1 protein-coding gene is annotated in these 446 nt (G+C 54.7%); it reads right to left on the bottom strand.

Translation table 11 applies throughout. The annotated features are described in order from the left end of the window. Nucleotides 1-446: hypothetical protein (locus PT287_RS10030; RefSeq protein WP_277134671.1), on the bottom strand; the 446-nt coding region annotated here is incomplete at both ends.

Below are 446 nucleotides of genomic sequence, written 5' to 3'. Positions count from 1 at the left end.
GCACTCATGTCATGACTCATACTGTTGGCTGAAGCACTCGCACTGGCGGCACTAGCACTAGCATCTTGACTGGCACTCTCTGCCGAAGCACTCATGTCATGGCTCATGCTGTTGGCTGATGCACTCGCACTGGCGGCACTTGCACTCATGTCATGGCTCATACTGTTGGCTGAGGCACTAGCACTAGCTGCCGATGCACTAGCATCTTGACTGGCACTCTCTGCCGATGCACTCATGTCATGGCTCATACTGTTGGCTGAGGCACTTGCACTGGCTGCCGATGCACTAGCATCTTGACTGGCACTCTCTGCCGAAGCACTCATGTCATGACTCATACTGTTGGCTGAGGCACTCGCACTGGCTGCCGAAGCACTCATGTCATGACTCATACTGTTGGCTGAAGCACTCGCACTGGCGGCACTAGCACTAGCATCTTGACTGGCACT

The sequence above is a fragment of the Lactobacillus sp. ESL0679 genome (assembly GCF_029433515.1).
Classification (GTDB): Bacteria; Bacillota; Bacilli; order Lactobacillales; family Lactobacillaceae; genus Lactobacillus.
The sequence above is the reverse complement of the archived record's forward strand: the minus strand, read 5'-3'. Positions and strand labels throughout refer to the sequence as shown.